The following is a 23,014-nucleotide window of genomic DNA, read 5'->3' on the forward strand; positions in this document are numbered from 1 at the left end:
CCGAGTGGTGGGGCAAGAGCGTTTTGCTTACTTTTGCGCTTTTCAAAAGTGAGCCGCTGTAAGAGCGGAACCAATAGTGGCCGTTACCTAAATAACGGATATACACCCACAACCAAGCGAAAATACCAAACCCACAACGTCAAAGTTTGTAATCAGTATCCGTACGCTCCAATTGCCGAATCAACGCATTCCAGTGCCGCGCCACCCCCGGCCCATCCCCGCTCTTGAACACTTCTGCCTGCTTCTCCACCTTGGCCACCACCTCCGCCGGCGGAAAGATCAACTCGGCATTCCCCCCCGCCTGCGCCGCAATCTGGATATTGCACGCCCGCTCCAGCCCCTGCAGCTGCTGGAACGCATGCTCCACACTCACCCCCGCCGTCAGCAATCCATGGTTGCGCAAGATCATCACACTCTTGTCCCCCAGGTCCGCCACCAACCGCTCACGCTCATCCAGGTCAAGGGCCACACCTTCATACCCGTGGTACGCAACGCGCCCGGAAAACCCGATGGAATGCTGGGAGATCGGCAACAACCCGTCCTTCTGCGCCGACACCGCAATACCGTCGCGCGTATGCGTATGCAGCACGGCCTGCAAATCGTGGCGAGCCCCATGGATAGCGCTGTGGATCACATAGCCCGCATAGTTGATCCCCAGGCCCGTAGGGTCATCGACAATCGTGCCGTCGATATCCACCTTGACCAGATTCGAAGCGCTGATCTCATCGAACAACAGCCCGTAGGCATTGATCAGGAAATGCTCCTCAGGCCCCGGCACCCGGGCGGAGAAGTGCGTGTAGATGTGGTCGGTCCACTTGTACAAGGCCGCCAGCCGATAGGCCGCCGCAAGTTTAACGCGCACCTCCCACTCTTCCGGGGTAACCCGCTGGCGGACGTTGTTCGAGACACTGGAGATCGAGGTGACGCTGCTCATGGCAAAACTTCCTGGATGGCCTTAAGGACTTCCAGGCAAGCCTAGGGGATGACCAAAAATAATAAAAAGCACATTTTAATCTAAGCTAATTATTATTTTTTTTCATATCATGCCGCATTGCGCACCTTGTGCAACGACGCCGCCACCAGCTTGCCAAACGCGTCCACCGGCCCTTGCAGGTTGCCCAGGAAATGCGGGTAGATCAGCCACAGGTCCATCACCGGCTTGAAGTCCTTCAGGGGCATGGCCGCCAGTTGATCGCGATGGGCACTGCGCTCCAGCAGCGGGCGTGGCACCAGGCCGAGGCCCAGGCCGTCAGCCACCAGGCCCAGTTGCAGCTCGGTGCCGAAGGTCTCCAGGTTGACCCGCAACGCCAGGCCCTGGTCCGACAGGGTGCGTTGCAACCCGGCACGGAAACCGCAGCCATCCGGGTTCAGGATCCAGCCATTCTGGTACACGTCTGCCAGCTTGCAGGGCTTCTTCGGCAGTTGGGCCTTGGCACACACCACCACCAGTTCCATCTTGCCGATGGACTCGCCGACGATGTTGTCCGGGAAGATCTTGCCCGCCGGAAACAGCGCCGCCGCCGCGTCCAGTTCGCCGCGCTCGATCTTGCCCACCAGTTGGCTGCCCCAGCCGGTAGCCACCTGGGCCCGCAGCTCGGGGAATTCAATGCGCAGGTGCTTGAGGGCGTCCAGCAACACCACGTCGCCAATGGTCTGCGGCACCCCCAGGCGCAGCAGGCCGGTGGGCGGCGCGTCGGTGGCCACCAGTTCACGCAGGGCGTCCATTTCCCGAAGGATCGAACGGCACTGTTCATACACCCGCGTACCGATCAAAGTAGGCTTGAGCGGCTTGGTGTTGCGGTCGAACAACTCCACCCCCAGCGCCTGCTCGAAGTTCTGCACGCGACGGGTAATGGCCGGCTGGGTCAGTTGCAGCGACTCGGCGGCATGGCTGATGGACTGGCAACGAATCACTTCGACAAAGGCATCGATATCGTCAATTTTCATTTGGGCCGCACATAGAGAACAGTCATTAAGATGTGTGAAAAGCATAGTTCCATAAACGGTGGCTGGATAGCCCAACCCCCGGATCGATAACGTCTAACGCTATTCAAACCGGTTCTAAATTACTTTCCGCTATAACCTAATCATTAAAAAATAGCATATTAACTATAAACATTATGCTTAGATAAACCCATCACCACGAACCACCCACGATGGAATTGTCATGACCCAGGCCCGACACCCGGAGAGACTCAGAGCATTCATTGGCGCCCTGGCGGAATTGATCGACGGCAACCCTCGCGAAGGCGACCTGCTGCACCGCGGCGGCAAGCTGCTGGCGCAACTGGTCAGCCACGATGACTGGCTGCCGGACGAGTTTGCCCAACCCGACCCCGAGCGTTATCAGCAATTCCTGCTGCACGCCGATTCGCGCCAGCGCTTCAGCATCGTCAGCTTTGTGTGGGGGCCGGGGCAGACCACGCCGATCCATGACCATCGCGTGTGGGGGCTGATCGGCATGCTGCGCGGTTCCGAGTATTCCCAGGGCTTTGAGCGTAACGCCGAGGGCGCACTGGTCGCCGACGGCAAGCGCATCCAGCTGGAACCCGGCCAGGTGGAAGCCGTGTCGCCGAAGATCGGTGACATCCATCAAGTCAGCAATGCCTTCAGTGACCAGGTGTCCATCAGCATTCATGTGTATGGCGCCAACATCGGTGCGGTACGCCGCGCCGTGTACCAGCCGGACGGCAGCGAGAAACTGTTTATCTCCGGTTATTCCAACGCTTTTCTCCCGAACATCTGGGATTTGTCCAAAGACGCCCTGTCCAAAGAGAGCCCTGCCCCATGACTGTATCGAACCGCAGCTTCGCCCAGATTCGCCAGGCCCTGCTGGACCGTGAAGAAGTCGCCCTTGTGGATGTGCGCGAGGAAGCGCCTTTCGCCGAATCCCACCCGCTGTTCGCCGCGAATATCCCGCTGTCGAAACTGGAACTGGAAGTGTATTCACGCATCCCACGCCGGGATACCCAGGTGACGGTGTACGACAACGGTGAAGGCCTGGCACAGATCGCCGCCCAGCGCTTGCAGGCGCTCGGCTATACCGAGGTCAGCCTGCTGGAAGGCGGCCTGGACGGTTGGCGCAGCGCCGGTGGCGAGCTGTTTATCGACGTCAACGTGCCAAGCAAATCCTTTGGCGAGCTGGTGGAAAGCCAGCGCCACACACCGTCGCTCGCGGCTGAAGAAGTGCAGGCGTTGCTCGACAGCAACGCCGACGTGGTGGTGCTCGACGCCCGCCGCTTCGATGAATACCAGACCATGAGCATTCCCACCGGCATCAGCGTGCCCGGCGCCGAACTGGTGCTGCGCGCCCGTGAGCTGGCACCGGATCCGGCCACGCGCATTATCGTCAACTGCGCCGGGCGTACCCGCAGCATCATCGGCACCCAGTCGCTGATCAATGCCGGCATCGCCAACCCGGTGTCTGCCCTGCGCAACGGCACCATCGGCTGGACCCTGGCCGGGCAGAAGCTGCAACACGGCCAGGCTCGACGCTTCGCGCCGACCTCGGAAGAACACCGCCAGATCGCCGCCAGGGACGCCCGCCAAGTCGCCGACAAGGCCCGCGTAGGCCGCGCCACCCTCACCGACCTGCAACGCTGGCAGCAGGAATCGGCGCGCACCACTTACCTGTTCGACGTACGCACCCCGGAAGAATTCGAAGCCGGCCACCTGCCCGGCTCGCGCTCCACACCGGGCGGCCAACTGGTGCAGGAAACCGATCACGTCGCCAGCGTACGCGGCGCCCGGCTGGTACTGGTGGATGACGACGGCGTGCGGGCCAATATGTCTGCGTCCTGGCTCGCACAACTGGGTTGGGAAGTGCATGTGCTGGATGACCTGCAACCTGCGCACTTCAGCGAACCGGGGGCCTGGGTTGCCCCCGTCCCGGCGCCGCAACAGGCCGAGTTGATCAGCCCGCACACCCTCGCCGAATGGCAGGCTCATGGCGACACCGCAGTACTGGATTTCACCGCCAGCGCCAACTACGTCAAGCGCCACATTCCCGGTGCCTGGTGGGCGTTGCGCGGGCAGTTGCCCGAAGCCTTGCGCAAGGTGCCTGCTGCCGAACGCTATGTGTTGACCTGTGGCAGCAGCCAGCTGGCGCGCCTCGCGGTGGCGCAAGTCGAAGCGCTGACCGGCAAGCCCGTGTTCCTGCTGCAGGACGGCACTGCCAGCTGGATCGCCGCGCAACTGCCGCTGGAGGAAGGCGAGACCCGCCTCGCTTCACCGCGCATCGACCGCTACCGCCGCCCGTACGAAGGCACCGACAATCCGAAGGAAGCCATGCAGGCCTACCTCGACTGGGAGTTCGGCCTGGTGGACCAGCTGGCCCGCGACGGCACCCACGGGTTTTATGTGATCTGAACACCCCCAGGAGCGAGCCCGCTCGCTCCTCTTCCCACTACCAGCCGACCCCTTCTCCAGGCGGAGGCGACTGAACGCAAGACCTAGCCTGGAGCCCGCCTGATGCGCTTTACCCTTGCCCTTTTACTGGCCGCCCTCACCCTGGGTGCGACTTGCCAGGCCGCCGACCTGCAGCCCCTGCGAGTGGCCAACCAGAAATCCACCATCAAGGCGCTGCTGGAAGTCGCCGGCGAAACCCGGGATGTGCCCTACGAAATCCAGTGGTCCGAGTTCCCCGCCGCCGCACCGCTGGGCGAAGCCCTCAACGCCGGGGCCGTGGACATCGGCGCGCTGGGGGACGCGCCCTACGTATTCGCCCTCGGTGCCGGAGCACCGCTGAAGGTGGTGAGCATCATCCACGCCGAAGGCCGCAACACCACCGCGCTGATTGTTCCGAAAGACTCCCCGATCCACGATCTTGCCGACCTCAAGGGCAAGCGCATCGTCACCACCCGCGGCTCCATCGGGCACTTCCTGGCGATCAAGGCGCTGCGCAGCGCCGGCCTTTCCACCCACGACGTGCAGTTCATCTTCCTGCTGCCCAGCGAGTCACGGCTGGTGCTGGATAACGGCACCGCCGATGCCTGGTCGACCTGGGACCCCTACACCACCGTGGTCACCAGCCAGAGCCAGGCAAGGGTCCTTGCCAGCGGCAACAACCTGCTGAGCAATCACCTGTACCTCGCCGCCACCGCCAAGGCAATTGCCGACAAGCGCGTGCAGCTGGACGACTTCGTGGCACGGGTCGACCGCGCCTACCGCTGGAGCAACGATCACCCGCAGGCGTTCGCCGCCGCCATGGCCAAAATCACCGGCTTGCCGCTGGAGGTGCACGTAGCCGTGGCCAACGCCACCCATATGCAACCGGTGGCGATTGACGACTCGGTGATCAGCGGCCTGCAAACCACCGCCGACATCTATCAGGACGAAGGCCTGCTGACCAAGCACATCGACGTCTCCCAAGGCTTCGACAAAAGCTTCAACGCCAAACGTGCCCCGCTTACCCAGGCTTCCCGCTAAAAGGAGAGAGAACATGAGCAAACGCCAACTGAAACTCGGTGCCATGGTGCACGGCGTCGGTCACGGCTGGGGCGAATGGCGCCACCCGCAGGCGCAACCCAATGCCAGCGTCAACTTCGGGTTCTACAAGCATCAAACGCAACTGGCCGAAGGCGCGAAGTTCGACTTCGTGTTCATCGCCGACAGCCTGCATATCCATGAAAAATCCAGCCCGCACTACCTCAACCGTTTTGAGCCGCTGACCATTCTTTCGGCCCTGGCGGCCCTGACCTCGAACATCGGCCTGGTGGCGACCGTCACCGTGAGCTACACCGAACCGTTCCAGGTGGCACGCCAGTTCGCCTCTCTGGACCACATCAGCGGCGGCCGCGCCGGCTGGAACGTGGTGACTTCGTGGCTCAGCGGCACCGCCGACAACTTCGGCAAGGCCGAGCACCCGCCCCACGCCGTGCGCTACCGCATCGCCAGGGAGCACGTGAATGTGGTCAAGGGCCTGTGGGATTCCTGGGAAGACGATGCCTTTGCGTACAACAAGCAAAGCGGCGAATTTTTCACCCCTGGCAAGCTGCATGCACTGGAACACAAGGGCGAGTTTTTCTCGGTCAAGGGCCCGCTGAATATCGCCCGCTCGCGCCAGGGCCAGCCGGTGATTTTCCAGGCGGGCACTTCCGAGGACGGGCGCAATTTTGCCGCCGAAAACAGCGACGCGATTTTTGTCCATGCCGAGACCTTCGACGAAGCCAAGGCCTACGCCCAGGACTTGAAGAAACGCGCCCGCAGTTTTGGCCGTGATGCTGATCAGTTGTCGATCCTGCCGGGCATCCGGCCGATTGTTGGCCGCGACGAAGCCGAGGTGGAAAGCCGCTATCAGCAAGCTGTGGAGCTGGTGACCGTCGAGGACGCAATCGTCGCCCTGGGCCGCCCGTTCAACGACCACGACTTCAGCAAGTACCCGCTGGACGAACCCTTCCCGGAACTCGGCGACCTGGGCTCCAACAGCCAGAAAGGCGGCTCCGACCGCATCAAGCAACTGGCCCGCGATGAACGCCTGACCCTGCGGGAAGTGGCCCTGCGGTTCTCCCGGCCCAAGCGCGATTTTGTCGGTACCCCGGAGCAGGTCGCCGACGCGATCCAGACCTGGTTCGAAGCCGGCGCGGCCGACGGCTTCATCATCAATTCACTGCTGCCGGACGGCTTGCAGTACTTCACCGAGCTGGTAGTGCCGGTGCTGCAACAACGCGGGCTGTTGCGCAGCGAATACAGCGGCGCCACCCTGCGGGAAAACCTTGGCCTGGACGTGCCGGCGAACCGCTACAGCACCCCGTTCGAAACTCAACCAACGCAGATCGCCATCTGACCAGGGCACGACCATGACGAACACGATCAAACACGGACAGTTCAATCGTCGCGGCTTCCTGGGTGCCAGTTCGATTGCCCTTGGCGCCCTGGGCCTCGCCTCGCTGGTGCCCCGGGCTTTCGCTGCACCTGCGAAGCTCTCGGACCTGACCCTGGCCGTCGCCACCTACCGTGGCCAGGACTCGTACTTCACCGACGACGCCGGCACTTCCAACACGCCCTATAAAGTCGACTACGCCGAGTTCGCCGGCGGCAACCTGATCGTCGAAGCGCTGGCCTCCGGCAGCCTGGACATTGGCGGCATGAGCGAGATCCCGCCGATCTTCTCGATCCAGAGCCACCGCGAGCCGAAGCTGATTGCGGTGCTGCAAGGTGACGTGAATAACCAGGTGATCCTGATTCCCAAGGAGTCGAAAATTGAATCCATCGCCCAGTTGAAAGGCAAGCGTGTGGGCTATGTGCGCTCCACCACCTCGCACTACTTCTTGATCAAGGCCTTGAAGGAGCAAGGGCTGACCTTCAACGACATCACCCCCGTGGCACTCACGCCACAGGACGGTTTCAGCGCGTTCCAGAGTGGCCAGCTGGACGCTTGGGTGATCTACGGGGTGTTTATCCAGCTGGCGAAATTCCGCAGCGGCGCCCGGGTATTGAAAACCGCCCTCGGCTACCTCTCCGGCAACTACCTGATCGGCGCCCGCCCCGCTGCCCTGGAAGACCCGCTGCGCAAACAGGCGATCCAGGATTACTTGCAGCGCCAGGCGCGCACGCTGGAATGGATGAACAACAACCCTGAGCCGTGGGCTGAAAAATCGGCGAAGTTGCTCGGTGTGGACCAGGCCGTGTTCCTCGACGTGTACAACAACCGCAGCCAGCCCTACAGCGTGATCGAGGTGAACGACCAGGCCATCGCTTCGCAGCAGGAAGTGGCGGACCTGTTCTTCAATGCCGGGGTATTGAACGAGCGGCTGGATGTCAGCCCGTTGTGGGACCGGCAGTTCAAGTTGCTGCCGATATAACCCGCCTTCGAAAACGCCGAATAACCCATGTGGGAGCGGGCTTGCTCGCGAAAGCGGTGGATCAGCCAACGGATGTGCAACCTGACACACCGCTTTCGCGAGCAAGCCCGCTCCCACATTTTGAACGAGTACACCCATCATGAGCCTTTCTTCTCAACCGTCACTGCGCTCCGTGGAAGTGGCCAATTTCGAAGCCTTGCTGGAACGCCTCAGCGCCCAGCTCGCCGCCACTGCACAGATCGTTGATGAAAGCGGCACCTTCCCCCACGACAACTTCAAGCTGCTGCACGAACACGGCCTTGTCGCCCTGACCGTGCCCAAGGCCCTCGGCGGTGGCGGTGCCAACCTGAGCCAGGCGCGCAAGGCCATCAGCGCGATTGCCAAGGGCGAGCCGTCCACCGCGCTGATCCTGGTGATGCAGTACCTGCAACACACGCGCCTGCAAGACAGCAAAACCTGGTCGCCCGCCCTGCGCACCCAGGTCGCCGAAGACGCTGTGCGCAAGGGTGCACTGATCAATGCCCTGCGCGTCGAACCCGACCTCGGCACCCCGGCCCGTGGCGGCCTGCCCGCGACCATCGCCCGGCGTACCGCCGCCGGCTGGCGCATCAGCGGGCGCAAGATCTACTCCACCGGCAGCCATGGCCTGAGCTGGTTCAGCGTGTGGGCCCGCAGCAGCGATGAAGACCCGTTGGTAGGCGCCTGGCTGGTGCCCAGGGACAGCCCCGGCATCAGCATCATCGACACCTGGGACCACCTCGGCATGCGCGCCACCTGCAGCCATGAAGTGGTGTTCGACAACGTGCTGGTGCCGCTGGACCACGCGGTCAGCGTCAGCCCCTGGAGCGCACCGCAGGCGGAACTGGACGGTGACGGGTTCCTGTGGATGTCGGTACTGCTCTCATCGGTGTACGACGCCGTGGCCCAGGCCGCGCGCGACTGGCTGGTGGGCTGGCTGGAACAACGCAAGCCGTCCAACCTCGGCGCCGCGCTGTCGACCTTGCCGCGCTTTCAGGAGACCGTCGGGCATATCGACACTCTGCTGTTTGCCAACCGCAGCCTGCTGGACGCCGCCGCCGACGGGCACACCCCGGCAGCCCACGCCGCACAGATCAAATACCTGGTGACCGGCAACGCGATCCGTGCCGTCGAGTTGGCCATCGAGGCGTCCGGCAATCCCGGCCTGTCCCGACACAGCCCACTGCAGCGGCATTACCGCGACGTGCTGTGCAGCCGCGTGCATACCCCGCAGAACGACGCGGTGCTGCAAGGCGTCGGCAAGGCCGTCTTCGCTCAACGACACAAGGAACGCCCATGAGCCAGGTGATTATCGCCAGCCAGCTGGACGAAGATTTCAATCAAGTCATCCGCCAGCGCCTGGCCCTCACCCACCCCGGTGCCGAGGTGATCAGCGTGCCGGCCGGTGTGCCCAGCGACTTGCCGGCCCAGGCCAATATCCTGCTGGCCCGGCCGATCAATGTGCGCGGCTACACCGCGCCGGACACACCGCCACCGGGTTGGCCGTACGGCGTGCAGTGGATCCAGGTGGTGTCGTCGGGCATCGACTTCTATCCCAGGTGGCTGTTCAACGGGCCGCCGGTGAGCACCTCACGGGGCAGCGCCGCCGAAAACCTCGCCGAGTTCGCCCTGGCGGCAATCTTCGCGGCGGCCAAGCATTTGCCGGATATCTGGGTAAAGGATGCCCAGTGGCAGTTCACCCCGTTGCGCCCGCTCAAGGGCACCACCCTGGGGATTCTCGGGTTTGGCGCGATTGGCCGCAGCCTGGCGCAGAAGGCTCATGGGTTGGGGGTCAAGGTGGTGGCATTACGCCAAACTGACACGCCGTTTGACGTGGAGGGTGTGGAAGCGGCGCGGGATATCCATGACCTGTTTGCTCGTTCCGATCACCTGGTGCTGGCAGCGCCACTGACCGAGGCCACACGGCATATCGTCGATCGGGAGGCGCTGGCGAATGCCAAGCCAGGGTTGCACCTGATCAATATTGCCCGGGGAGGATTGGTGGATCATGAGGCGCTGCTGGAGGCGCTGGACAGCGGCCATATCGGGCTGGCTTCGCTGGATGTGACCGAGCCCGAGCCATTGCCGGACGGGCATGCGTTGTATGGGCATCCGAGGGTCAGGGTGTCGCCGCATACGTCGGCGATTTCGACCAATAGCCGGCATGACATTGCGGACAGTTTCCTGGGCAATCTGGAAAGGTATCTGAGTGATCGTCCGCTGGAAAACCTCGCTGATACCCAACGCGGTTACTAAACCCAACAGAGATCAAAATGTGGGAGCGGGCTTGCTCGCGAATGCGGTGTTTCAGTCACTATCAATGTTGACTGAGCGACCGCATTCGCGAGCAAGCCCGCTCCCACATTTGTTTTTTGTCGGCTGAAAAATATCATCAGCCTTACGCATCACATTCAAACCAATACATACCTATTTTTTATAATTAACTTATAACTAATCGGACTTTTACGCCCGGCATTTATACAAATACTGTTACATCCAGTACCGACCCCTGACCAGGTGGAGGCCCAATTTTGCCTAAACCGTCAACCACCTCAGGGGTCCATCATGAGTCCTACCGCCGTACCCAATCGCCTGGCACTGGCCATCTCCCTCGCCCTGTTCGGCCTTTCCGTTCACGCCGACGACACCGCCCTGCCGGTGGTCAACGTCACCGCCGAGCACCGCAGCGAAGACCTGCAAAAAACCCCGCTGGCGATTTCCGCGTTTGATGAAAAGGCCCTGGAAGACAAGCAGATCAACAGCGTGCGCGACCTCTCGGGCCAGGTGCCGAACCTGACACTCAGCCGCCAGTCGATCTCCTACAGCGCGCAGACCTACGGCATTCGCGGTATCGGTGAAACCGACCCGATCCAGGAAGCCGCCGTCGCCGTGTATGCCGATGACCTGTACATCCCGCGTGCGATTTCGTCGATGCTCGACTTCAACGATGTGGAGCGTGTCGAAGTGCTGCGCGGGCCCCAGGGCACCCTGTACGGACGCAACAGCAGCGCCGGCGCGATCCGCGTGATCACCCGCGATCCGACCCAGGAAACCCGTGGTTTTGTAGAGCTGGGCGCCGGCAACTACGATGCGCAGAACGCACGCCTGCTGATCAGCGGCCCGCTGGTGGACAACGCGCTGTTCGGCAGTTTCTCGGCGATCCGCCTGAGCCGCGACGGCACCGTCTCCGACCCCACCCGGGGCAAGGATGTAAACAACATCGACATCCAGTCCTACCGCGGCAAGCTGCGCTACAAGCCGGTGGATTCGCCGTGGGATGTGCAACTGACCCTGGCCGGTACCTTCGACCGGGGCGACACCACCAGCTACACGCCCTTCGACGCCAACGGGCATTTCGACAAGTTCAAGAGCTACAGCAGCCTCGACCCGAAAAACCGCCTGGACCAGGGCAGCTCGGTACTGCGGGCGATTTACGCGATCAATGACAACCTGAACTTCAAGTCGGTGACCGCCTACTCGGCGTTCCACCAACCGGTGGACTACGACAACTCAGGGCAAGCCGCGCTGATCCAGAACAACCTGATTCTGTACAAGCAGAACTATGCGACCCAGGAGTTCCAGCTCAACGGCGACTACGACGATTTCAGCTTCAGCACCGGGGTGTACCTGTACCGCGAGAAGTTCGACGCCGACCGCGACAACCTTACCTATTCCATCGCCCGCAATCGGGTGATCGGCCAGGGCCAATACAGCACCACCAACACCGAAAGCTATGCGCTGTATGGCCAGGGCACCTACAAGCTGACGCAACAACTGTCGCTGATCGCCGGCCTGCGCTTTACCCGCGAGCACAAGAATTTCGACTTCACCAACTACGCGATCAACACCGACCGGCAAATCACCGGCACCAACTTCACCGCCGAGTCGAGCAAATCCTGGCAGTCCACCAGCCCGAAGATCGGCTTCGAATACGCCTGGACCCCGCACCTGAACCAGTACGCCTACGTCGCCAAGGGCTTCAAGGCCGGTGGCTACGACAACCGCGCCCCCACCCAGGCCGCCGCCGAACAGGCGTTCTCCCCGGAAGACGTGACCACCTGGGAAACCGGGGTCAAGGGCGACTTCTTCGACCAGCGCCTGCGGGCCAACGTCGCGCTGTTCTACAACGACTACAAAGACCTGCAAACCAACGCCTATGACCCGGCGCTGGGGGTGAGCCTGCGCACCAACGTCGGCCGTGCCCACACCTACGGCGTGGAGCTGGAAACCCTCACCGCCCTGAGCCGCGACCTGCAACTGACCGCCAACGTCGGCTACCTGCAAAGCAAGTACGACGACTTCCAGAACGCCAGCGGTGCCGGGGTGGATGCCAACGGCAAGCAACTGGTGTTCTCGCCACGCTGGAATGCAAGCGTTGGCCTGAACTACACCATCCCGGCCGGGCTGCCGGGCACCTGGCTGGCAGGCACCGATGCGCAGTTCCAGACCAAGTCCTACGCCAACGCATTGAACGACGACATCCAGGAAATCCCGCAACAGACCTTCTGGAACGCCAACACCCGCTACATCAGCGGCGACGGCCACTGGACCACCACCCTGGCGGTGAAAAACCTGCTGGACCGCGCCTACCCGCAGTCGGTGGGCTACGTGCCCTCCAGCGGCGCCCGCTACTACTCGGTCAACGACCCGCGAACCCTGTTGCTGACCGTGCGCTACGACCTCTGACAAACCGCTATCTCAAGGAGCGAATCATGGCTTTTACCCGCAGGGAACTGATTTCCCGTATTGCCGCCGTGGGCGGTTATTCCGCCGCTGTCAGCGCATTGGGCGCGCTGGGGCTGACGCCTCAGGCGGTGGCATCGAGCTTTACCCCGCTGCAATTGGGCAGCACCGGCAAAGGCAAGCAGGTGGTGGTAGTCGGCGCCGGGATCTCCGGGCTGGTCAGCGCATATGAGCTGCGCAAGGCCGGGTTCAACGTGACGATCCTGGAAGCCCGCGACCGGGTGGGTGGACGCAACTGGACCCTGCGCCGAGGCACCAAGGTCGATTTCGACGACGGCGTCAGCCAGACCGTCGACTTTGATGACGGGCAGTTTTTCAACGCCGGCCCCGCGCGTATTCCCAGCCACCACCAGACGATCCTCGGCTACTGCCGCGAGCTGGGTGTGGAGCTGCAAGTACTGGTCAACAGCAGCCGCAACGCCCTGGCCCGGCCGGATACGCAGCAACCGGCATTCCAGCTGCGCCAGGCGGTCAACGACACCCGCGGCCAACTCTCGGAACTGCTGGCCCGCACAGTCAGCCGCAAGGCGTTGGACCAGGACCTGAGCGTGGATGACCGCAAGGCGCTGCTGAGTTTCCTCAAGGTGTACGGCGACCTCAACGGCGACCTGCAATACAAGGGTTCGGTGCGCTCCGGCTACACCCGCGTGCCCGGCGCCGGCGACCAGACCGGCGTGACCCGCGCGCCGCTGGAGCTGCAGACCCTGCTCAATCCCAAGCTGTGGGGCGCGCTGGTGTTCGATGAAATCCCGGAGTTTTCCTCCACCATGTTCCAGCCGGTGGGCGGCATGGACCGCATTCCGTATGCCTTCTACGAGCATCTGAAAGATGCGGTGCGCTTCAACGCCGAAGTCAGCGATATCCAGACCTCGGAGCAAGGCAGCCGGATCACCTACCGCGACCGTATCAGCGGCAAGACCCAGGTGCTGAGTGCCGACTACGCGATTGTCACCGTGCCCTTGCCGCTGCTGGCCAAGCTGCCAACCAACTTCACGGCACCCTTCAAGCAGGCGATCCAGACCGCGCAAAGCGACCAGGCCAACAAGGTGGCCTGGCAGGCGCCGCGTTTTTGGGAAACCGACTTCAACATCTACGGCGGCCTGTCGTACCTCGACCATGAAGTCAAAGGCCTGTGGTACCCCAGCGACCGCCTCAACAGCGCCCAGGGGATTCTGGTGGCGGCCTACAACACCAGTGAATCGGCCCAGGCCTTCAGCCAGAAATCCCTGGCCGAACAGTTCGCCTCCTCACGCCAGGCGGTGGAGCTGTTGCACCCCGGCCACAGCGCCAAGCTGCAAAAACCGGTGGCGATCAACTGGTCGAAAGTCAGCTACAGCAAGGGCCCGTGGATCGTCAACGACGAGGTCGGCGAAAGCGCCTACCGCCTGCTCAACGAGCCCCAGGGCCGCACGTACCTGGCCAGCGACGCCCTCGCCCACGGCGGCGTCGGCATCTGGCAGAACAGCGCCGCCGATTCGGCGCGGCGCATCGTCTCGCTGATCGGCCGGCATGCCGAACGCCAGCAACCGGGCGTCGCCGCCTGACTTTTCTCTCTCAAGGAATGAACCGATGAAGACGCTTTTTGCAGGACTGCTGATGACCGCCACCACCCTTGCCGCCCACGCCGATGAGATCAAGCGCGTGCCGCTGCCGAACTCGAATTTCCCGATCTCATTGGCGGTGTCGGTGCCGCCGCAGACCGAGCTGCTGTTTGTGAGTGGGTTGCTGGCCGACCTGCATGACCCCAAGGCACCGAAAGACTCGTTTGCCGCCTATGGCGACACGGCCATCCAGACTACGTCGATCCTCAACAAGCTCAAGGGTGTGCTGCAAGGCCAGGGCCTGGATTTGGGAGATGTGGTGCAGCTGCGGATATTCCTGGTGGGCGATCCAGCCAAGGGCGGCAAGCTCGACTTTGCCGGGTTGCAGGAAGGCTACACGCCGTTTTTCGGCAGTGCCGAGCAGCCGAAAAAACCGGCGCGCACCGCGGTGCAAGTCGTCGCGCTGCCATTGCCCGGCGGGCTGGTAGAAATCGAAGCGGTTGCCGCGCGCAAACGCTGACAGGGACATCACTCGAGACCAAGGAGCTCCACTCTCATGCGAAAATTCAACTGGCTGACGGCACCTTTGTGGCGAGGGAGCTTGCTCCCGCTGGGGCGCGTAGCGGCCCTGAAGCCTGACTCCGCAATTTCCCCGGAAGACTGTGGCGACGGTATTGGGGCTGCTACGCAGCCCAGCGGGAGCAAGCTCCCTCGCCACAGCAAGCTCCCTCACCACAGCAAGCTCCCTGGCCACAGCAAGCTCGCTCATCGTAAAAGGCTACACCGGTACAATCATCTGAAACTCCTGCCGCTCTCGCTGGCGTGTGGCCTGGCGTCCTTCGGCGTCGAATCTGCCGAAGACCGCTCCCCCACCCTCGACACCGTGGTGGTCACCGGCAACCGTGGCGCCGAACAACGTACCGTCACCACCAGCCCCACGCCGATTGATGTGATCAGCGGCGAACAACTGCGGGCCGTGGGCAAGCCAAGTTTGCTCGAAGCGTTGGGCAAGCTCATCCCCTCGTTCAACCTGCCCGACCGCGCCGGCTGGGATGCCAGCGGCGTGGTGCGTTCGGCCACCCTACGCGGCCTCACCGCCTCTCACGTACTGGTGCTGGTCAACGGCAAACGCCGCCATACCAGCGCCACCCTGAACATCAACGGCATCAACAGCGGCGCGGCCCCCAGCGACCTCGACCTGATCCCGGTGGCTGCCATCGACCATGTTGAGGTGCTGCGCGACGGTGCGGCGGCGCAATACGGCTCGGATGCGATTTCCGGGGTGATCAACATCATCCTCAAGCAGACCACCGGCGGCAGTTCCGACACCACCCTGGGCCAGAACTACGACGGCAAGCGCGGCACCGGCCAGGAGGCGCTGAACTATGGCTTCCAGGTGGGTGAAGCCGGGGTGCTCAACGTGTCCCTCGACACCCGCTACCAGGAGCGCGACAACAAGGCCGGCAGCAACGGCTACAGCAGCCATTACTACCCGCTGGCGGACGGTTCCCCCGACCCGCGCGAAGCCACCTCCAGCCACCACACCTACAAAGGCTACGGCTCGCCCCGCAGCCAGTTGGGCGATGTGGCGTACAACCTCGACCTGCCGCTGAACGACAACCTGACGCTGTACTCGTTTTCCACCCTGGCCACCCGAGAGAACAACGACGGCCAGAACTTCCGCCTGCCCAACGGCCGCAACACCATCACCACCGGGCCCAATGGATACCCCGATGGCTACAGCCCGTACTGGTTGGTCAACGAGACGGACTTCCAATCGGCTTTCGGCGCCAAGGGCAACGACCTTGGCGGCGGTTGGGGTTGGGACCTGAGCAGCACCTACGGGCGCAACTACGCCAAGCAGCGCACCTACGACAACCAGAACCCGTCCCTGGGCGAAAGCACACCGAACAAGTTCACCTCCGGGATCTACATCGCCGACCAGCTCACCACCAACCTCGACCTGAAAAACACCTACGAGATCGGCCTGGCCAAGCCGCTGGACGTGGCGTTCGGCCTGGAGCACCGACGCGAAAGCTACGAGACCCGCGCCGGCTCCGAGGCTTCCTATATCGATGGCGGCTACGTGTTCCCGGCAGGCCATCCGCGTGCCGGGCAGCGTCCCGATCCGGGGGCCCAGGTCACCAACGGCATCCGTCCGGAAGACGCGCAGAAGGTCAGCCGCAACAGCGTCGCCAGCTATGTCGACCTCGGGTTCTATCCCACCGAGCAGTGGTACGTCGGCGTGGCCGGACGCTACGAACATTACAACGAAGGCGTCGGCGGTACCCGCAGCGGCAAGCTCAGCACGCGGTATGCGTTCAACCCGGTGTTCGCCCTGCGCGGCACCGTCAGCAACGGCTTTCGCGCACCGTCCCTGGCCAACGAGATCTTCACCGCACGCTCCACCGGGTTCGACACCATCAATGGCGTGTACCAGTCGTATAACTACGTGATCCTGCCGGTGGATTCCGCCGGCGCCCAGGCATTGGGTGCCAAGTCACTGAAGCCGGAGCGCTCGACCAACTTCAGCCTCGGTTTCGCCGTGACCCCAAGCGATGACTTGAGCCTCACGGTGGACGGCTACGTGATCAACCTGCGGGACCGCCTGGTGCTCAGCGAACGCTTCCAGGGCCCGGGCATTGCCTCCCTGCTGGACAGCATCGGCGTACCGGCCACGGCGGGCGCGCAGTACTTCACCAACGGCGCCAACACCCGCACCTCCGGGGTGGACGTGGTGGGCAACTACCGGCAGAACCTCGACCGCTACGGCTCGGTGAAATGGACGGCGGCGCTGAACTACAACCACACGCAGATCCTCAGCGTCAACGACACCCCGGCGCAGCTCGCCGCCCTGGGCAACTTCCAGTTGATGGGTCGCCAGTCACGGGCACTGATCACCAAGACCTCACCCAGCAGCAAGATGATCTTCTCCGCCGACTGGGCGATCCACGACTTCGACGTCAACCTGCGCCTGACTCGCTACGGCACCTACACCGAGGTCAACAGCTCCAGCGACGCGAGCCTGGACCGCACGTATTCGGCCAAGTGGATCACTGACCTCGACGTGGCCTACGCGATCAGCAAACAGCTGACGGTGGCCGTAGGTGCGCAGAACCTGTTCGACAAATACCCGGATCACATCGGCGTGAAGAACTCGTCGTTCGGCGATAACTGGGGCAGCTATTCGCCGTTCGGGTTTACCGGCGGGTATTACTACAGCCGGGTGCAGTACGCGTTCTGATTCAACAACCGCCGGCCAGGCGTTCACGCAGGAACTCGATCAACGCCTGCACCGGGCGCGAGCTCTGGCGGTGCTGGGGGTAAACGGCGGAAAGGGTCAGGGGTTCGGGCGCGCAGTCTTCCAGCAGCGTCACCAGGCGGCCGTCCTGCAAGGCTTGGGCAACGATAAAATGGGGTAGGTAGGTGATGCCCAACCCGGCCACGGCGGCATCCCGCAGCAGCTCACCGTTGTTGACCCGCATGCGCCCGCTGACGTTGCGGGTGTGAGGTTTGCCATCGACCTTGAAGTGCCATTGCACCTGGCGACCATGGCCGTAAGGCAGGCATGCGTGATCGGCCAGGTCATCGGGCCTCTGCGGCGTGCCGTGGCGGGCCAGGTAGTCGGGACTGGCGCAGTAGACGCGCTGCACACTGGCGATACGTCGGGCGATCAGGGTCGAATCCTCGAGGGTGCCGATGCGCAGCACCAGGTCGTAGCCCTCGCTGATGAGGTCTACCGGGCGGTCGCTGAGGTCCACTTCCACGGTGACATGAGGGTGGCGTTGCAGGAACAGCGGCAACAGGCAACCCAGGTGCGCCATGGCAAACGACAACGGCGCGCTCAGGCGAATGGTGCCTCGGGGCTCGGTGTTTTGCCCGGCGATGCCCTGCTCCACTTGCTCGACTTCACTGAGCAGGCGCAGGGCGGATTCGTAGTAACTCTGGCCCAGCGGCGTGACGTCCAGGCGGCGGGTGGAGCGGTTGAGCAGGCGTACGCCGAGGCGCTCTTCCAGCTGGATCAGGCGGCGGCTGACAAACTGCTTGGACAGGCCAAGATGCTCGGCGGCAGCGGTGAAACTGCCGGATTCCATGACCTGGCAAAACAGGCGCATGTCTTCGAAGGGGTTCATTGTCGCTTCTCGGTGGACGCTGGGCTGTTTTATAGCCGGTCAGTCGCCACACCACAAATCAAAATGTGGGAGCGGGCTTGCTCGCGAAGGCGGTGGGTCAGTCGGTACATGTATTGACTGGCACACCGCCTTCGCGAGCAAGCCCGCTCCCACATTGGATTACCTGCATATCAGAGAGCGGTTTATTTGGCCGTCAGCGCCGAGTAGCTGTTCATCAAATTGCGATAGTTGGGAATACGCGGCGACAGCAGATTCGCCAGGCCTTCCATGTCGTTGCGCCAGTCCACCTGCAGCTCGCAGGCCACCGAGAACCAGTTCACCAGCTGTGCACCGGCCGCCGTCATGCGTGCCCACGCCGCCTGTTGCACGGTCTCATTGAAGGTGCCCGAAGCATCGGTGACCACAAACACTTCAAACCCTTCAGCCAGGGCCGACAGCGTCGGGAAGGTCACGCACACGTCGGTCACCACACCGGCAATGATCAGTTGCTTGCGCCCGGTGGCTTTCACTGCCTTGACGAAATCTTCGTTGTCCCACGCGTTGATCTGGCCAGGGCGCGGGATGTAAGGCGCGTCCGGGAACAGTTCTTTCAGCTCCGGCACCATCGGGCCGTTGGGGCCGCTTTCGAAACTGGTGGTGAGGATAGTCGGCAGCTTGAAGAACTTGGCCAGGTCCGCCAGGGCTAGGACGTTGTTCTTGAATTCGTTGGGCGAGAAGTCCTGCACCAGGGAAATCAGGCCGGTCTGGTGATCCACCAGCAGGACCACGGCGTCATCTTTGTTCAGGCGTTTGTAAGTCATGGGAATACTCTTTTGGGGTTAGATTCAGAAGGCAAAACACGAGCAGCCAAACGCGCCCCAGAAACCCTGGAAGTCGCTGACCGGCACGTTCGAGAGACGCGCCCGTTCATGGCTATGGGCATGCACGCCACAGGGGCCGCTGCATTGGTGCACCTGGGCTTGCAGCGCTGACGCCGGGCGCCAGTGGCCCGGTACCTTGACCACCGGCGACCAGTCCGGCAGCACCGGCACGCTGGGTGGTGCGAAATCTTCAAAGTCGCCGGCGCCGTAGACCACCTTGCCGCCGACCACGGTGAGTACCGATTCGATCCACTTGATGGCTTCCTCGTCGACACTGAAGAAGTCCGCCGACAGTGCCGCCACGTCCGCCAGTTGGCCGACCTTGATCTGGCCCTTCTTGCCCTGCTCGGAGGAGAACCAGGCGCTGCCGTGGGTGAACAGTTCCAGGGCCGTCAGCCGGGGCAGCCCCTCGGCGTGCAGTTCCAGCCCGCCGACGGTGCGGCCGCTGACCATCCAGTACAGCGAGGTCCAGGGGTTGTAGCTCGACACCCGGGTGGCGTCGGTGCCAGCGCCCACCGGCACGCCTTCGGCGAGCATGCGTTTGATCGGCGGCGTGGCCTCGGCGGCCTTGGCGCCGTAGCGCTCCACAAAGTACTCACCCTGGAACGCCATGCGGTCCTGGATCGCGATGCCGCCGCCCAGCGCCCGCACGCGCTCGATGTTCTGCGGGGTGATGGTTTCGGCGTGGTCGAAGAACCATGGCAAGCCGTTGAACGGGATGTCGCGGTTGACCTTCTCGAACACGTCGAGCATCCGCGAGATCGACTCGTTGTAGGTGGCGTGCAGGCGGAACGGCCAGCGCTGTTCCACCAGGTGGCGCACCACCGGTTCCAGTTCCTGCTCCATGGTCAGCGGCAGGTCCGGGCGTGGTTCGAGGAAGTCTTCGAAGTCGGCCGCCGAGAACACCAGCATTTCGCCGGCGCCGTTGTGGCGCAGGTAGTCGTCGCCCTGATGCAGGGTCACGCTGCCGGTCCAGTTCTTGAAGTCGCTGAGTTCTTCCTTGGGCTTCTGGGTGAACAGGTTGTAGGCGATGCGCACGGTCAGTTGCTGGGCCTTGGCCAACTGCTCGATCACGGCATAATCGTCGGGGTAGTTCTGGAAACCACCGCCGGCGTCGATGGCACTGGTCAGGCCCAGGCGGTTGAGTTCGCGCATGAACTGGCGGGTGGAATTCACCTGGTATTCCAGGGGCAGTTTCGGGCCCTTGGCCAGGGTCGCGTAGAGAATCATCGCGTTGGGCCGCGCCACCAGCATGCCGGTGGGGTTGCCGTTGTGGTCGCGCACGATCTCGCCGCCGGGCGGGTTCGGTGTGTCCTTGGTGTAGCCAGCCACGCGCAGGGCGGCGCGGTTGAGCAAGGCCCGGTCATACAGGTGCAACACGAACACCGGCGTATCGGGGGCGGCCTGGTTGAGCTCGTCGAGGGTGGGCATGCGTTTTTCGGCGAACTGGAATTCGTTCCAGCCGCCCACCACCCTCACCCACTGCGGCGTGGGCGTGCGGTCAGCCTGATCCTTGAGCATGCGCAGGGCATCGGCCAGTGACGGCACGCCTTCCCAGCGCAGTTCGAGGTTGTAGTTCAGGCCGCCACGGATCAGGTGCAGGTGCGAGTCGTTGAGGCCAGGGATGACAGTGCGACCCTTGAGGTCGATGACCTGGGTACCACTGCCGCGCAGGGCCATGGCTTCGCCGTCGGTGCCCACCGCGACGAAGCGTCCCTGGTGGATCGCTACTGCCGTGGCGCGGGGATTTTCACGGTCCACGGTGTGGAACTGGCCATTGAACAGAATCAGGTCGGCGTTCATAGGGTTTCCTTTACAGAGGCTTCAAGCCAGGGCGCGAACAGACGGGTGGCCGCCGGCATCAGCAGGTAAACCACCAGTACAACGATGGTCAGGGTGACCAGGAAGGTGGCGACGATGTAGTTGGACAGGAACGGGTGCAGCCGCAGTACCGGGCCCCAGATGATCGGCACCAGCAACGTCAGCGGCAGGATCACCAGCAGCGTGACCACTGCCTGTTTCCAGCGCGGCGGCTTGGCGGCAGCATCGGCCAGGGGCGAGAACCAGAACTCGTTGACCGCGCCGACTTCGGTCTGGTCGCCGTCGGCCAGCATTGGTGCGGCTTGGTTGATCAGCTCCAGGCGCTGCGGCGAATCGAGCCAGCGCTCCAGGTCTTCGGTGGAGCGGTAACGCAGCACGCAGGTGAATAGCGCCAACCCGCCCTGTTTACTGCGCACCACATCGACGCCGAGGTGCCCGGGACGCTCACCGGCAATACGCACGATGCGTCGCAGCCAGGCTTCGTAGTCGGCTTCAAGCCCGGGTTTTATGCGGTGCTTGACCACCAGGGTCACGACCTCGTCCGGCCCGCCTTGTGCTGTTGAGTCCATCGTGCCCTTCCCCTGGATGCTTGAACGTTCGCGCTAGTGTGCGACGGCCCGATCCAGAAAAATTGCATGCATGTGCTCAGTTCAACAGATGCTTGCAGCGGTCTACACTGGGGATTCATTCACCGGTAAGGTGTGTGAAAACAAGCGCCCATCGACCACGGATAGCGATCATGGCTCAACCAGCAGCTGCAACCGGGACCCTGTGTTCAGAGCGGGAACAGAGGGTCAAGCAATTGATCCTCGCCAATCTTGCTGGCCCTCTGGAGGTGACGGAACTGGCTCGCGCCTGTGAGCTTTCCCGCAGCCATTTCTCCAGGGCCTTCAAGCGCACCACCGGTGTATCGCCCCAGGAATGGATTCGCCAGCAACGCATCAAGCAGGCCAAGGTGCTGATCACCGGCTCCGCCCTGAGCCTGACGCAGATCAGCCAGGAATGCGGGTTCTGCGACCAGGCGCACTTCTGTCACCTGTTCAGCCGCAGCGAAGGCGTGAACCCAATGGCCTGGCGCAAACTTCAGCTGCGCTACCGCCATCATCTGCGGACGGCACAGCTGGCGATCGTCAACCTAAAAGAGACAGTCATTCCGATTCCAGCTTCTTAATCAACCTATCGTTAACCAGTAATCTTCTCCTCACACCGAAGCCCTGCATCTCGCAGCCAGGCTTCCCTTGAGGAGAACACCCCATGCTGACCCTTCGCAAAGCCTCGGAACGCGGCGCCGCCAATCACGGTTGGTTGAAGTCGTTCCACACCTTCTCGTTCGCCAACTACTGGAATCCCAAAGAACAGGGTTTTTCCGACCTGCTGGTGATCAACGATGACCGGGTTGCCGCCGGCAAGGGCTTCGGCCAACACCCGCACCGCGACATGGAGATTTTCTCCTATGTGCTCGAAGGCGCCCTGGAACACAAGGACACCCTGGGCACCGGTTCGGTGATTCGCCCCGGCGACGTGCAACTGATGAGCGCCGGCAGCGGCGTGGCCCACAGCGAGTTCAACCACAGCCACACCCAGGGCGTGCACTTCCTGCAAATCTGGATCGTGCCGGATGTGGCGGGCGCCGAACCGCGCTATCAGCAGGAGCACTTCACCGAGGCGCAAAAACGCGGCCGGTTGCAGTTGATCATCTCGCCGGAAGGCACCGACGGCTCCCTCGGCGTACGCCAGGACGCGCGGGTGTATGCCGGGCTGTTCAACGGCTTTGAAACCGCCAGCCTGCCGCTGGCCCCGGAACGCTACGCCTACATCCATGTGGCGCGGGGCAGCGTTGAAGTCAACGGCCAACGCTTGCACGAAGGCGACGGTGCCCGAGTGCGCGATGAGCGGGAGATTCACCTGAGCCATGGGGAGGACGCCGAGGTGCTGGTGTTCGACCTGCGCCCTCGGGAACTGCCAGAAATGCCGTGATGAGCGACGCGATGGCCCGGGAAAACGGGCCATCGCTGGCGTCGATAGTCACCATCAGCCCAATGAAGTTCTCTTAAAAAATCTGCCGCGTAACATCGCATCCATACCAACCAACGACT

General features: G+C 62.9%; 19 protein-coding genes. 13 read left to right on the top strand and 6 right to left on the bottom strand.

Annotation, left to right across the window (positions count from 1 at the left end; genetic code table 11):
- Positions 1-139: 139 nt before the first annotated feature.
- Both AC3WKX_RS19275 and AC3WKX_RS19280 read right to left on the bottom strand, forming a co-directional pair.
- Positions 140-934, bottom strand: coding sequence for a class II aldolase/adducin family protein (locus AC3WKX_RS19275; RefSeq protein WP_063031004.1), 795 nt, complete (start codon positions 932-934; stop codon positions 140-142).
- A gap of 107 nt (positions 935-1,041) precedes the next feature.
- Positions 1,042-1,947 (bottom strand): LysR family transcriptional regulator, encoded by a 906-nt coding sequence (locus AC3WKX_RS19280; RefSeq protein ID WP_102606446.1) that lies wholly within the window; start codon positions 1,945-1,947, stop codon positions 1,042-1,044.
- Between the two features lie 220 nt (positions 1,948-2,167).
- Between AC3WKX_RS19280 and AC3WKX_RS19285 the strand changes: the two genes are divergently transcribed.
- The 11 genes from AC3WKX_RS19285 to AC3WKX_RS19335 all read left to right on the top strand — a co-directional run bounded on the left by AC3WKX_RS19285 (position 2,168) and on the right by AC3WKX_RS19335 (position 17,348).
- Positions 2,168-2,791, top strand: a complete 624-nt coding sequence (locus tag AC3WKX_RS19285) for a cysteine dioxygenase family protein (RefSeq protein WP_008434600.1) — start codon at positions 2,168-2,170, stop codon at positions 2,789-2,791.
- Positions 2,788-4,368, top strand: coding sequence for a rhodanese-related sulfurtransferase (locus AC3WKX_RS19290; protein ID WP_102606445.1), 1,581 nt, complete (start codon positions 2,788-2,790; stop codon positions 4,366-4,368). Before AC3WKX_RS19285 ends, AC3WKX_RS19290 begins: the two co-directional genes overlap by 4 nt.
- Before the next feature lie 102 nt (positions 4,369-4,470).
- Positions 4,471-5,427 (top strand): ABC transporter substrate-binding protein, encoded by a 957-nt coding sequence (locus tag AC3WKX_RS19295; RefSeq protein WP_102606444.1) that lies wholly within the window; start codon positions 4,471-4,473, stop codon positions 5,425-5,427.
- 13 nt (positions 5,428-5,440) lie between these two features.
- A complete protein-coding gene (locus tag AC3WKX_RS19300) occupies positions 5,441-6,784 on the top strand; it encodes an LLM class flavin-dependent oxidoreductase (protein ID WP_008434605.1) in 1,344 nt (447 codons plus the stop codon).
- Between the two features lie 13 nt (positions 6,785-6,797).
- On the top strand, positions 6,798-7,802 hold the full coding sequence (locus AC3WKX_RS19305) for an ABC transporter substrate-binding protein (RefSeq protein ID WP_102606443.1): 1,005 nt from the start codon (positions 6,798-6,800) through the stop codon (positions 7,800-7,802).
- Between the two features lie 139 nt (positions 7,803-7,941).
- Positions 7,942-9,120 carry an acyl-CoA dehydrogenase family protein gene (locus tag AC3WKX_RS19310; protein ID WP_102606441.1) on the top strand — a complete coding sequence of 393 codons (1,179 nt, stop codon included), beginning with the start codon at positions 7,942-7,944 and terminating at the stop codon, positions 9,118-9,120.
- Positions 9,117-10,076, top strand: a complete 960-nt coding sequence (locus AC3WKX_RS19315; RefSeq protein ID WP_102606440.1) for a D-isomer specific 2-hydroxyacid dehydrogenase family protein — start codon at positions 9,117-9,119, stop codon at positions 10,074-10,076. The genes AC3WKX_RS19310 and AC3WKX_RS19315 overlap by 4 nt, the downstream gene beginning before the upstream one ends.
- 309 nt (positions 10,077-10,385) lie before the next feature.
- Positions 10,386-12,506: a TonB-dependent receptor gene (locus AC3WKX_RS19320; protein ID WP_102605165.1), complete on the top strand. Its 2,121-nt coding sequence runs from the start codon at positions 10,386-10,388 to the stop codon at positions 12,504-12,506.
- Positions 12,507-12,532: 26 nt separating this feature from the next.
- Positions 12,533-14,107: a flavin monoamine oxidase family protein gene (locus AC3WKX_RS19325; RefSeq protein WP_008434613.1), complete on the top strand. Its 1,575-nt coding sequence runs from the start codon at positions 12,533-12,535 to the stop codon at positions 14,105-14,107.
- A 25-nt stretch (positions 14,108-14,132) separates the two neighbouring features.
- The gene (locus tag AC3WKX_RS19330; protein WP_003211308.1) at positions 14,133-14,624 is read left to right on the top strand and encodes a RidA family protein; all 492 of its coding nucleotides are present in this window, start codon (positions 14,133-14,135) and stop codon (positions 14,622-14,624) included.
- Between the two features lie 36 nt (positions 14,625-14,660).
- On the top strand, positions 14,661-17,348 hold the full coding sequence (locus tag AC3WKX_RS19335; RefSeq protein WP_256579802.1) for a TonB-dependent receptor plug domain-containing protein: 2,688 nt from the start codon (positions 14,661-14,663) through the stop codon (positions 17,346-17,348).
- Position 17,349: 1 nt separating this feature from the next.
- On the opposite strand, the gene AC3WKX_RS19340 is transcribed toward AC3WKX_RS19335, so the two are convergent.
- From AC3WKX_RS19340 to AC3WKX_RS19355, 4 genes are all read right to left on the bottom strand, one after another.
- Positions 17,350-18,237 carry a LysR family transcriptional regulator gene (locus AC3WKX_RS19340; RefSeq protein ID WP_102605164.1) on the bottom strand — a complete coding sequence of 296 codons (888 nt, stop codon included), beginning with the start codon at positions 18,235-18,237 and terminating at the stop codon, positions 17,350-17,352.
- Positions 18,238-18,419: 182 nt separating this feature from the next.
- Positions 18,420-19,043, bottom strand: a complete 624-nt coding sequence (gene ycaC / locus AC3WKX_RS19345) for an isochorismate family cysteine hydrolase YcaC (RefSeq protein ID WP_161635723.1) — start codon at positions 19,041-19,043, stop codon at positions 18,420-18,422.
- Positions 19,044-19,061: 18 nt separating this feature from the next.
- A complete protein-coding gene (locus tag AC3WKX_RS19350) occupies positions 19,062-20,900 on the bottom strand; it encodes an amidohydrolase (RefSeq protein ID WP_102605163.1) in 1,839 nt (612 codons plus the stop codon).
- Positions 20,897-21,487, bottom strand: coding sequence for an antibiotic biosynthesis monooxygenase (locus AC3WKX_RS19355; protein ID WP_003207311.1), 591 nt, complete (start codon positions 21,485-21,487; stop codon positions 20,897-20,899). The genes AC3WKX_RS19350 and AC3WKX_RS19355 overlap by 4 nt, the downstream gene beginning before the upstream one ends.
- Positions 21,488-21,657: 170 nt before the next feature.
- Between AC3WKX_RS19355 and AC3WKX_RS19360 the strand changes: the two genes are divergently transcribed.
- Positions 21,658-22,089, top strand: a complete 432-nt coding sequence (locus tag AC3WKX_RS19360; RefSeq protein ID WP_102605162.1) for an AraC family transcriptional regulator — start codon at positions 21,658-21,660, stop codon at positions 22,087-22,089.
- A gap of 83 nt (positions 22,090-22,172) precedes the next feature.
- A complete protein-coding gene (locus AC3WKX_RS19365) occupies positions 22,173-22,895 on the top strand; it encodes a pirin family protein (protein ID WP_008434624.1) in 723 nt (240 codons plus the stop codon).
- The last annotated feature ends 119 nt before the right edge of the window (positions 22,896-23,014 follow it).

It is taken from the genome of Pseudomonas sp. GP01-A4 (genome assembly GCF_058780865.1).

What these genes read in the sequence shown, in the direction of transcription:
- AC3WKX_RS19275 (WP_063031004.1), bottom strand. Translation starts at nt 934, where the DNA reads ATGAGCAGCGTCACCTCGATCTCCAGTGTCTCGAACAACGTCCGCCAG.
- AC3WKX_RS19280 (WP_102606446.1), bottom strand. Translation starts at nt 1,947, where the DNA reads ATGAAAATTGACGATATCGATGCCTTTGTCGAAGTGATTCGTTGCCAG.
- AC3WKX_RS19285 (WP_008434600.1), top strand. Translation starts at nt 2,168, where the DNA reads ATGACCCAGGCCCGACACCCGGAGAGACTCAGAGCATTCATTGGCGCC.
- AC3WKX_RS19290 (WP_102606445.1), top strand. Translation starts at nt 2,788, where the DNA reads ATGACTGTATCGAACCGCAGCTTCGCCCAGATTCGCCAGGCCCTGCTG.
- AC3WKX_RS19295 (WP_102606444.1), top strand. Translation starts at nt 4,471, where the DNA reads ATGCGCTTTACCCTTGCCCTTTTACTGGCCGCCCTCACCCTGGGTGCG.
- AC3WKX_RS19300 (WP_008434605.1), top strand. Translation starts at nt 5,441, where the DNA reads ATGAGCAAACGCCAACTGAAACTCGGTGCCATGGTGCACGGCGTCGGT.
- AC3WKX_RS19305 (WP_102606443.1), top strand. Translation starts at nt 6,798, where the DNA reads ATGACGAACACGATCAAACACGGACAGTTCAATCGTCGCGGCTTCCTG.
- AC3WKX_RS19310 (WP_102606441.1), top strand. Translation starts at nt 7,942, where the DNA reads ATGAGCCTTTCTTCTCAACCGTCACTGCGCTCCGTGGAAGTGGCCAAT.
- AC3WKX_RS19315 (WP_102606440.1), top strand. Translation starts at nt 9,117, where the DNA reads ATGAGCCAGGTGATTATCGCCAGCCAGCTGGACGAAGATTTCAATCAA.
- AC3WKX_RS19320 (WP_102605165.1), top strand. Translation starts at nt 10,386, where the DNA reads ATGAGTCCTACCGCCGTACCCAATCGCCTGGCACTGGCCATCTCCCTC.
- AC3WKX_RS19325 (WP_008434613.1), top strand. Translation starts at nt 12,533, where the DNA reads ATGGCTTTTACCCGCAGGGAACTGATTTCCCGTATTGCCGCCGTGGGC.
- AC3WKX_RS19330 (WP_003211308.1), top strand. Translation starts at nt 14,133, where the DNA reads ATGAAGACGCTTTTTGCAGGACTGCTGATGACCGCCACCACCCTTGCC.
- AC3WKX_RS19335 (WP_256579802.1), top strand. Translation starts at nt 14,661, where the DNA reads ATGCGAAAATTCAACTGGCTGACGGCACCTTTGTGGCGAGGGAGCTTG.
- AC3WKX_RS19340 (WP_102605164.1), bottom strand. Translation starts at nt 18,237, where the DNA reads ATGAACCCCTTCGAAGACATGCGCCTGTTTTGCCAGGTCATGGAATCC.
- AC3WKX_RS19350 (WP_102605163.1), bottom strand. Translation starts at nt 20,900, where the DNA reads ATGAACGCCGACCTGATTCTGTTCAATGGCCAGTTCCACACCGTGGAC.
- AC3WKX_RS19355 (WP_003207311.1), bottom strand. Translation starts at nt 21,487, where the DNA reads ATGGACTCAACAGCACAAGGCGGGCCGGACGAGGTCGTGACCCTGGTG.
- AC3WKX_RS19360 (WP_102605162.1), top strand. Translation starts at nt 21,658, where the DNA reads ATGGCTCAACCAGCAGCTGCAACCGGGACCCTGTGTTCAGAGCGGGAA.
- AC3WKX_RS19365 (WP_008434624.1), top strand. Translation starts at nt 22,173, where the DNA reads ATGCTGACCCTTCGCAAAGCCTCGGAACGCGGCGCCGCCAATCACGGT.